Origin of the sequence: Acidisphaera sp. L21, assembly GCF_009765685.1 — a bacterium.
GTDB lineage: Bacteria > Pseudomonadota > Alphaproteobacteria > Acetobacterales > Acetobacteraceae > LMUY01.
In genome coordinates this window covers 121322-130676 of record NZ_LMUY01000114.1, presented here as the reverse complement: position 1 = coordinate 130676, position 9355 = coordinate 121322, and the positions used below count along the sequence as shown (strand labels likewise).

Genomic DNA, 9355 nt, shown 5'->3' with positions numbered 1-9355 from the left:
CGACGATACCCATGGCGGCTCACTCATAACCTTCGTGAACCACTAACGCAGGGGCGCCGCCGTCGTCAGGCCGACGGCGGCCAAAACCCTATTCTTCTATACGAATGATCGGAACGCCACGGATGTTCGCCTCCGGGTAGCGCCAAAACATATCACCTTCGAAGCGCCTGAAGAGTTCCGGTGGCATGACGGTTTGCCGCTCGACCCAATCAACCGTGCGACGAATAGTGTGTAGCCCAGGGGCGCCCAAAGCGAGGTCGAAATCGTCGGCGGCATAATCAACATTGCTAAAATCGTGAGCGAAATACTGCTCGTCGAGCATGCTATACAGTAACTGCATAGTCGAACTTGGGTCTCGTGCCAACGCGTCATACTCAACCAGAATCAAACGAGATCCTTGTTCGCCGAAGAACCCTTCTTTGAGCGCATCAAGTGCATAACCGACCATGCCATCGCTCATGGCGACACGATTGATCCGTGTGTAGACAGTGTTGCCCGGTTCAAACCCGAACATTCCAGACAACTCAAATGCGTTCTTGCGCACCAAACGCTCAATCGAGTCCATGATCCAGCCGATGCTACGTACGCAGCATATGACGCGGGAATTCGGGAACAACTGCATCAGTGCTGGCAGCTTCGCACACCACACGCGATTTGTGTCGAAGACTAGCTTTTCACCTTCGATTGCCTGGTAGTAGCTGGTGAAGATCCCTCGCAGCACGTCGCGACGCTGCGTGTCATTGATGAAGACGGCGGTTTCGTTACGTCGGCTCATTGCGGATTCGAGTGCCATATACATCGAACCGATCGGGCTCGTCATGGCGGCATGGAATCGCGGGTTCTGCCGTAAGATCGCCGCCAACAGCGTGGAGCCCGAGCGTGGCAGCCCAGAAATGAAATGAATTCCGGTTTTCATGACGTCCTCAAAGAACCAGGGCAGTGATCGTGGCAGCATCATGCAGGCATCGTTGCTTTACAACCCTAGAGACCGAGTCTTTTGAGGCGTAGAGCCGAGATCTAAAAAATGCCGATCGTCTGGGTCCCGACAGTCACTGTCGCCGTGCTCAAGCTTGTACGTTGTGAAACATGGGCATGCCACGAAGGACCCCTGTCAGCCCGCGGCGATAAGCCGTTGGCTGTCGCCAGCGCCCACCGGGAATGTAGGGGACGCTTTGAAGCGCCTGGCTCTGAATATCCGCTGCAATCTTCTGCCGGCTGGCGTTGGATTCAGCAGCGAACCACTCTGCGCGTAGGGATTCCAACTTGGCATCCGTTGGCCACCCGGAGAACCCGTCGCGGCCCGTCGCACGTAACTCTATATGCGTTCCAGGATCCCATAGATCCATGCCCGGTAGAAATAGGGTGACGCAGTTCCAACCGCCTTTGTCGGGCGGCTGCATGCTGTTGCTCCTGGTTTGCCAAACCCCGAAGTCAACGGGCAAGAGGTCGACATTCACGCCGGCCCTGCGGACTTCGTCGGCCACCACTTGCATCAGCGAGTTCATTGCCTGGTTGTTGCCGGGTGTCAGGAAAACTGCCTTCTCCCCCCTATACCCTGCTGCCGCGAGATCTGCCCTGGCCTTGGCGTAATCTCGCGGTGCGGTCAGAACATCGAGGCCCGCATTGGAGGCCATCGGTGATTCTGGGCAGAAAACGCCGATCTTATCATCCCATAGCGATCGATCCGATCCCGCAGTGACCGTCATCAACTCCTGCTGGTCGATAGCGCCTAGCAGTGCCCGTCGCACGCCTGGATTGTCAAAGGGTGGATATAAATGGTTGAACCGGATGATCGACATGAAACCAGTTCGATCGATCACATCGATCACCACTTTGCGCTCGGCACGCAGCGACGGCAGGAGGTCGATGATAGGGCGCTCCCACCAATCCACCTCACCGGTGATGAGGGCGTTTGCCGCGATCGAATCGTCTGGGATGATCTGCCACTCGACCCGGTCGAAATGGGCGATTTTCGGGCCCGAGGTAAATTGCGTCTCCCCTTCGGACCGAGGCACGTAGCCTGCAAAGCGCTCGTAAACCGTACGTACACCGACGACCCGCTCGTTGGGCAGGTATTTGAACGGCCCGCTCCCGACCATTTCCGTCAACGGTTTGACTGCGCCCGCCAATGCTAGCCGCGCCGGCATGATGACGGGAGGATAGGGCGTGGTTCTGCCGAGCGCTTCCGGCAACATTGGAAAACGCGTGTTGAGCTTGAACCGGATCTCCCGGCCAGACGCGGGGGTCATCGCCTCGGTTGCGGCCATCAATCGCTGGCCGAAGCTATTGACGGCGCCCCAGCGTCTCAGGCTCGCAATGACGTCGCGGGCCAGCACGGGTTCGCCATCGTGGAACGTCAGCCCGTCCCGCAGGATCAACCGCCAGGTCAATCCGTCATCTTCAATCTGGTGCCCAGCCAACATCTGTGGATGAACGTTGAAGTTGTCGTCCTGCCCATAGAGCGTGTCGAATACCATGAGGGCATGGAGTCGCGTGACATAGGCGACGCTGACCAGTGGATCGAGCCCGGGTAAATCCGAATCCGGAACAAATCTGAGAAGCTTGCTTCGGGTGCTTTGCGCCAGTGCGGGGGTTGCGAGTGCAGCGGCGCCGGCAACGGACGCTCTCAACAGGTCACGTCTTCGCACGAACGCTACTCCTTGGGCCAAGTCCGTTCGGCGGACGCGGAACGTTGTCCGGAACAGTAGAACATGACGTAACCGCCGGGTAAAACTTGCACGATCCTGTTGCAACGCTTGCATTTGTGGCGGCTCCGGCGGCGCCGTTACGGAGCGCGGCGGGTTTTGCGCTGGCTAGTGCCCGCATTTCGAAGACCGGCCCGGCTGGACCATAGGCGTGGCGAGCGGCCGACGGATCTGGGAGCCAGCAAATCGCATGGAGGCAAACGCCAACAATCCATTACCTTGCTTTACACAATACGCCTTATTCCGCTCATCGGCGAATCGTGACCAAGGGGAGGTTTTACCCAGCGCGGCAGTCCGCGACTGAAACTCCCGAGCTAACGCGGGGTTAACACCCAAAGGGGCCTTCCCATGACAGACGAGACGGCACCGGTCATCGGTGATAACAAACCACCGCCCGAGCCCGCCCTGCCCAACCGGGTGCTCAAGCAAGAGTGCCTCGATCCGCACGCCATGAGGCCATCCTAGCTGTACGGTCAACTGGGCCTGCCACCGGACGAGCGTCTGACCGGCGACGAACCTTCCAGGTCAGAAGCTTTGACCATACGGGGTCAAGACCCTTGGCATTCAACATGAACAGGAATTCGGCTCCATGGAGCATGATAATGCTACCCCAGCCAAGATGAGCATGAGCCGCACGGCCTTGCCATCCAGCATCATCAGCGACCCGGCTAATCTGCCTTTCGTGACGGACCCTGGAGAGCGTCGAGGCGACATGCTGTATCGCCGCTTCGGCCGCACGGCGGAGATGATCTCCGCCATCGGAATGGGTGGCTTCCACCTCGGCAAGAAGGCAGTCACCGATGCTGAGGCAACACGCCTCATTCACGAGGGTGTCGATCGCGGCATCAACTTCATGGACAATTGCTGGGATTACAACCAGGGCCGGTCGGAGCTGCGGATGGGGGTTGCTCTGGATCAAAGCGGCTACCGCGACCGCGTGTTCCTGATGTCCAAGATGGACGGTCGCACCAAGAAGGAGGCCGCGGATCAGATCGACATGTCCCTGAAGCGGCTGCGAACGGATCGGATCGACCTAGTCCAGCATCACGAAATTTTGCGGTATGATGACCCCGACCGCGTCTTTGCCGAAGGCGGCGCGATGGAGGCCTTTGTCGAGGCCAAGCAGGCCGGGAAGTTGCGATATGTTGGGTTCACCGGGCATAAGGATCCGCGTATTCACCTGCAAATGCTGTCGGTCGCCGCCGAGCGCGGCTTTCAATTCGACTCCGTGCAGATGCCGCTGAACGTTATGGACGCGCATTTCCGTAGCTTTGCCCATTTGGTGCTGCCCTATTTGGTGGAACAGGGCATTGCGGTGCTCGGGATGAAGACGTTTGCAGACAGCGTGCTGCTGAAAAGTCAGGCACCTATCCAGCCATTGGAATATCTGCACTACTCGCTCAATTTGCAGACCTCCGTCGTGATCACTGGCATTCAGAACCAACAAGATCTGGACCAAGCGTTCGAGGCGACACGGACGTTCAAGCCGATGGCAAAGGCGGAGGTGGCCGAGTTGCTGTCACGAAGCCGGCCTTACGCTGTGGAAGGCAAATACGAGCTGTTCAAGACGAGTTCCACGTTCGACGGAACGGCCAAGAACGCGAACTGGCTTGGTGAGGACGTGGAGTCCGTTCAGAAGCTCGCCCCGACGATGGAATAGGCCCGTATCTGTCATCGTGGTAAGTCGCGACGGCACCAATCCCCCTGCGAAAGAGGCGTTATGCGGCACATCCATCTTCACCCACTGGGTGGTGCGGCGGGCGACATGTTCGTTGCATGCATGCTCGACGCATTCCCCGAGCACCGGGATGCAGTGATCCAAGCTGCCGAAGCGGTGGCGGGAACCTCATGCCAGTTGTTGGCGCATGGGGATGGTATCCTGACCGGCGCGCGCTTCATGGTGGCGGAGGCGCCGGGCGATGCGGCTGACGGACACCACCATCTTGCGCATGAGCACCACCACCACCAGCACGGCCACCGGCACTGGAGCGATATCCGCGCCCTGCTAGAGGCGTCCGCGCTGAGTCGTGCGGTGAAGGATCACGCCATCGGAATCTTTTCTGTCCTGGCAGAGGCGGAAGGGCGGGTGCATGGCGTGCCGCCGGACTCGGTCGCGTTCCACGAGGTAGGGGCTGTCGACTCCATTGCCGACATCGTTGCGGCGGCGGCCATCATGAGCGCGATTGGACCGACGCGCTGGACAATCGCCGCCCTTCCGCTTGGTGGCGGCACGGTGCGAACGGCACATGGCGTCATGCCCGTTCCCGCGCCCGCGACCGCACTGCTGCTGGAGGGGTTCATATTGCACGATGACGGGACCGGCGGCGAACGCGTCACGCCGACCGGTGCGGCGATCCTGCGCTATCTCCACTGCCAGGCGCCCGGCGCGACGCAGGGCAGGCTTTGCCGTTCCGGGTATGGGTTCGGCACCAGGCTGCTGCCGGGTATCAGCAACTGCCTGCGCGCGCTAGTGTTCGAGGTCGATGCCGTGGCGGCCGGGGTTGAACATCGGCAGCTTGCGGTCATCAGTTTCGAAGTGGACGACCAGTCCGGGGAAGATCTGGCATTGGGGCTGGATCGGGTGCGAATGGCGGAAGGAGTGCACGACGTGGTGCAAATGGCTGCTTTCGGCAAGAAGTCTCGGCTGGCAGTGCATGTGCAGGTGCTCACCAGGCCGGACATGCTGGACGATGTGGTGCGCCTGTGTTTTCAGGAAACGACCACGATCGGCCTGAGGACCCACATGGTCCAAGGCAGAACCCTGACGCGGCGGTTCGCAGCCGGCGAGATCGACGGCCACTCCGTGACGACCAAGCTGGTGGAACGGCCGGGTGGTATCCTTACAGGCAAGGCGGAGGCGGAGCACCTGCGCGACATCGCCAGCCATGCCGGCCGTGTCCAGATCCGTCGCCAAGCGGAGGCGCAGGCGACGACTGCGGATCTTGATCAGGAGCGGACCAAACGATGAACCCCCACGATCGGCTTCGCGCTGCGCTGAAGGCGGGCAACCGGATTGCGGTGGCGGTCAGCGGCGGTATCGACAGCCTCACCCTGGCAACCGCGAGCCATAGGATCTTGCCCGGTCGGGTGACGATGCATCACGCCACCTCGCCAGCCGTTCCGGCGGAGGCAACCGAGCGGACCCGGGCGCTGGCCCAGGTAGAGGGGTGGCAGTTGGACGTGTTCGACGCCGGGGAGTTCGCCGACCCGGCCTATCGCGCCAATCCGGTCAATCGGTGCTTCTTCTGCAAGACCAATTTGTATGGGGCGGTAGCGCGCCGCACCTCACACCAGATCGTGTCCGGCACCAATTTAGACGATCTCGGCGACTATCGGCCGGGGCTGGAGGCGGCGCGTGATCATCAGGTGCGTCACCCTTTTGTAGAGGCGGAAATCGATAAACGCACAGTCCGTGCGCTTGCGGCTGAACTTGGGCTGGGCGTGTTGTCCGAACTGCCTTCGGCCCCCTGTCTGTCGAGCCGTGTCGAGACGGGCATCCGGATCGAGGCCGCCGTGTTGGCGATGGTACACGAGGCCGAGAAGCTGGTAGGTGCGCGATTGTCGCCGAAGACCGTGCGGTGTCGGGTGCGGGGAAACGCTGTGGTGATTGAGCTAGATGAGGGCGCGCTGGTCCGCAGCCAATCGATGCAAGCGGGGTTACGGGCGGAATTGCAGGCCCTTGCGGCCATGGCGGGGCTACTGAAGCCGATCGACTTCGCGCCTTATACGACCGGCAGTGCGTTCCTGCGTAGCCCAGCATGAGCGGGCCGGAGTTCGTCCTGGACGAGATGCGGACCACCCGTCTCGGCTTTGGCGAGGCGATGTTCTGCGCCGGAAAATCACCGGCACAGATTGCGGCAATCTTGGAAAGCCTGCGCGCACCGATGCTGCTGACCCGGCTGGATCCGGGGCGGTTCGCGGCCTTGCCGCCCGGCCAGCAGGCCGCGCTGGACTACGACCCCGTCTCGCAAACCGCGTTCTCCGGCGCGCCGAATCCAAGCATGGGCCTGGCGGAAATCGCCGTCGTCACAGCTGGAACGTCCGACGTGCCAGTTGCGCTGGAGGCCGTGCGGACGTTGGCATTCCAAGGGCGGCGGGCTGAGGTGATCGCCGATGTTGGCGTCGCCGGGCTGTGGCGGTTGTTGCGTCGGGTCGAGGAGTTGCGAGCAATGCGGGTGATCATCGTGGCCGCAGGCATGGATGCGGCGCTTCCCAGTGTCATCGGCGGCCTTGTCGGTGGTGTCGTGATCGCGGTGCCGACCTCGGTTGGATACGGAGTGGCGGCTGGTGGCTATGCTGCGTTGAACGCGATCCTAGCAAGCTGTGCGCCCGGCATCGTCACCGTCAATATCGACAATGGCTATGGTGCGGCATGCGCCGCGCTCCGTGTTTTGGGACAATCCTCGGCACCCGACAAAACCGCGTAGATCGCTCAACCCCTGGTTTTAATGGTTCAGTCCCGCGTTGAAGCGGTGCTTTGATCACCTAGCGGCGAGGCATCGAAGCAGGCCGGTAAGGCCTGAATACACGGCGACGCAAACGCCGCCGCGAAGGTCTGTCGCCTAGAAACCGCAGCGAAGCACACCAGTTGCGAAAATACCGGCTGTTGCAACAGCTTCCGCATCTTAAGGGATGGCGTTGATCGCGACTGCTTCGTGACCGTCTAAATCAAGCTGCTTCAGCGCAACCTGGAAGATGTCCGATGTCGGCTTGGATTGTTCGGCGTCTTCGGAGGGCGTCGCGACATTCACAAGATGTGTGAGCCGACGGCCGAGGAGGAAGTCTGTAATGTCCACGACAAGGTCTCCGGCGCAGTGGCCACCGTCATGTCGCGTCTGCAGTGACGGCGGCGTCAAGTCACGTCAGCAGCGGCGTTAAATCCGGATCGCCCTTCGCCATTGCCTGGCGATAAGCCGGGCGCGCTCCAATCCGCTGTAGATAGGCCAAAATATTGGGGTAGGGCTGGAGATCAAGCGGTTGGAACAGCCGCATCGTCGTTAACGAGAACACGCTCATGATGTCGGCCGCGGTGAACTCATTGCCAGCAAGGTAATCGGCCTCGTGCAGCCGCGCTTCTACCAGTGCCATCACTCGCTCCAGTCGGCCGCGAACTCCCATTAGGCTAGGATTGTCCAGCGCCAACCCTACCCGACCGATTATCATCAACCGGCCAAACACTGGCTGAAGGTTGCCGTTAGCGAAGTGGAACCAATACAGATAGGAGGCGAAATCCGGATGATCTTGCTGAAGCCGGAGGCGGCCATTCCCGTGCTTTGCGATAATATAATCGACGATGGCAGCCGATTCACCCAAGGTCAGACCATCATCCTGAATGAGTGGGGCTGCCCCCAACGGATGAAGCGCCTTGAGGGCAGGGGGCGACAAGATGGTCACGGGATCACGTTCATACAGCGACAGCTTGTACGGGATACCCAACTCCTCACACAGCCAAATGATGCGCTCGGACTGCGAGTGTCCAAGATGATGGATCGTCAGCATGAATAGCCTCCTCGTCGTAAATAATGACCGCCGGCCCTCTGCCTGCAACTCCATTCTTGCCTGCGACCGTTGCTCCTCGTGGGTTCGACCGCCCGGAAAGTCTGAGACAGGCATGATTTCCGATGCAGTGACGCCAAGTTCGGCAAGATAGTCCAGTCGCAGCCAGGAGGGTTCCCTTGGGTGTGAATGCGCCGATATGCAGTTCGTAGGCGATTGCATCGTGTCAGGACCGCCCCTTCCAGTCGCTGTCGGTCCATAGATGCGACGCCGGGTCGATGACTTCGCGGGGACCGTGCACGTCATCTGGCTGAAACCGAGACGCCGGGTCAGGCACTTTCGTGCCATTCGGAAGCTCGAACAGTTAGGTCGCGCCCGCGCTCCGTCCTGCGACATCCAGGGCATGCCGCCCTTTTGCCACCGGGGTCATCGGCTTGCGGCGGCCGTTCACCGCAAGGGTTGTTGCACTCATGCGCCGGCGTCCACAGGCGGAAGCGAAAACCTCCAGCAGGGAGGCTCTCGGTTTCGTCCTTAAGGCCAGGACCGTCTTGTAGCGGTCGTCGCCTCAGGCTGTTTCCTGCTTTAGGGAGAACACAAGAATCGATCGGCCAGTTACCGTATAGACGTCGCCCGTCTTAAATTCGGCGGCGGCTACCTCCGCTTGGTTGGTGTCGATGACCAGGGTCCAGGCGGCTCCACCGGGGCAATCCGGCAGCGTGAAATTCACGCCGTCGCCCGCACCATTGAATGCCAGCAGCATCGTCGCGTCATCACCACGCTTCTTGATCCCGGTCGCCTGTGCCCGGCCGTCGATGAGCATGCCGAAGCACCGCATACCCTCGTCGCGCCATTGATCATTCTTCATCTCGGCACCGGACGCATTGATCCAGGTGACGTCCTTAACTCCAATCTCCTCGTTATGCTCGCCAGTGAGGAATCTGTTACGGCGCAGAATGGCAAAGTCATGACGGAGCTTGGTAAGTTTTTGGACGAAGGCGATAAGCGACTTGCCCTTGTCCTGTATATCCCAGTTCACCCAGCTGATGTCGCTATCCTGACAGTAGGCATTATTATTGCCACCCTGGGTGCGGCCGAATTCATCGCCCGCCAGCAGCATTGGCGTTCCTTGCGCTAGCAGCAGCGAGGTCAATAGA

8 protein-coding genes and 1 pseudogene are annotated in these 9355 nt (G+C 60.5%); 4 read left to right on the top strand and 5 right to left on the bottom strand.

What is annotated here, in order from left to right; translation table 11 throughout:
* Positions 1-88: 88 nt before the first annotated feature.
* Positions 89-958, bottom strand: coding sequence for a sulfotransferase (locus GSQ76_RS22480; RefSeq protein ID WP_254070577.1), 870 nt, complete (start codon positions 956-958; stop codon positions 89-91).
* 106 nt (positions 959-1064) lie between these two features.
* The gene (locus GSQ76_RS22475; protein WP_254070576.1) at positions 1065-2648 is read right to left on the bottom strand and encodes an ABC transporter substrate-binding protein; all 1584 of its coding nucleotides are present in this window, start codon (positions 2646-2648) and stop codon (positions 1065-1067) included.
* Positions 2649-3294: 646 nt separating this feature from the next.
* On the opposite strand from GSQ76_RS22475, the gene GSQ76_RS22470 reads away from it, so the two are divergent.
* Genes GSQ76_RS22470 through larB form a run of 4 tightly spaced genes read left to right on the top strand, consistent with a single transcriptional unit; the run spans position 3295 to position 7132 of the window.
* Positions 3295-4365, top strand: a complete 1071-nt coding sequence (locus GSQ76_RS22470; protein ID WP_158746346.1) for an aldo/keto reductase — start codon at positions 3295-3297, stop codon at positions 4363-4365.
* Between the two features lie 60 nt (positions 4366-4425).
* Positions 4426-5673: a LarC family nickel insertion protein gene (locus tag GSQ76_RS22465; RefSeq protein WP_158746345.1), complete on the top strand. Its 1248-nt coding sequence runs from the start codon at positions 4426-4428 to the stop codon at positions 5671-5673.
* Positions 5670-6467 (top strand): adenine nucleotide alpha hydrolase, encoded by a 798-nt coding sequence (locus GSQ76_RS22460; RefSeq protein ID WP_158746344.1) that lies wholly within the window; start codon positions 5670-5672, stop codon positions 6465-6467. The genes GSQ76_RS22465 and GSQ76_RS22460 overlap by 4 nt, the downstream gene beginning before the upstream one ends.
* Positions 6464-7132, top strand: a complete 669-nt coding sequence (gene larB / locus GSQ76_RS22455; protein ID WP_158746343.1) for a nickel pincer cofactor biosynthesis protein LarB — start codon at positions 6464-6466, stop codon at positions 7130-7132. The genes GSQ76_RS22460 and larB overlap by 4 nt, the downstream gene beginning before the upstream one ends.
* Positions 7133-7330: 198 nt before the next feature.
* Here the strand turns inward: larB and GSQ76_RS22450 are convergent, their stop codons facing one another.
* The 3 genes and pseudogenes from GSQ76_RS22450 to GSQ76_RS22440 all read right to left on the bottom strand — a co-directional run.
* Positions 7331-7501, bottom strand: a complete 171-nt coding sequence (locus GSQ76_RS22450) for a hypothetical protein (protein ID WP_158746342.1) — start codon at positions 7499-7501, stop codon at positions 7331-7333.
* Positions 7502-7562: 61 nt separating this feature from the next.
* On the bottom strand, positions 7563-8204 hold the full coding sequence (locus GSQ76_RS22445) for a glutathione S-transferase family protein (protein ID WP_158746341.1): 642 nt from the start codon (positions 8202-8204) through the stop codon (positions 7563-7565).
* A 562-nt stretch (positions 8205-8766) separates the two neighbouring features.
* Positions 8767-9355: pseudogene (locus tag GSQ76_RS22440) on the bottom strand (glycogen debranching enzyme GlgX); the annotation flags it as partial.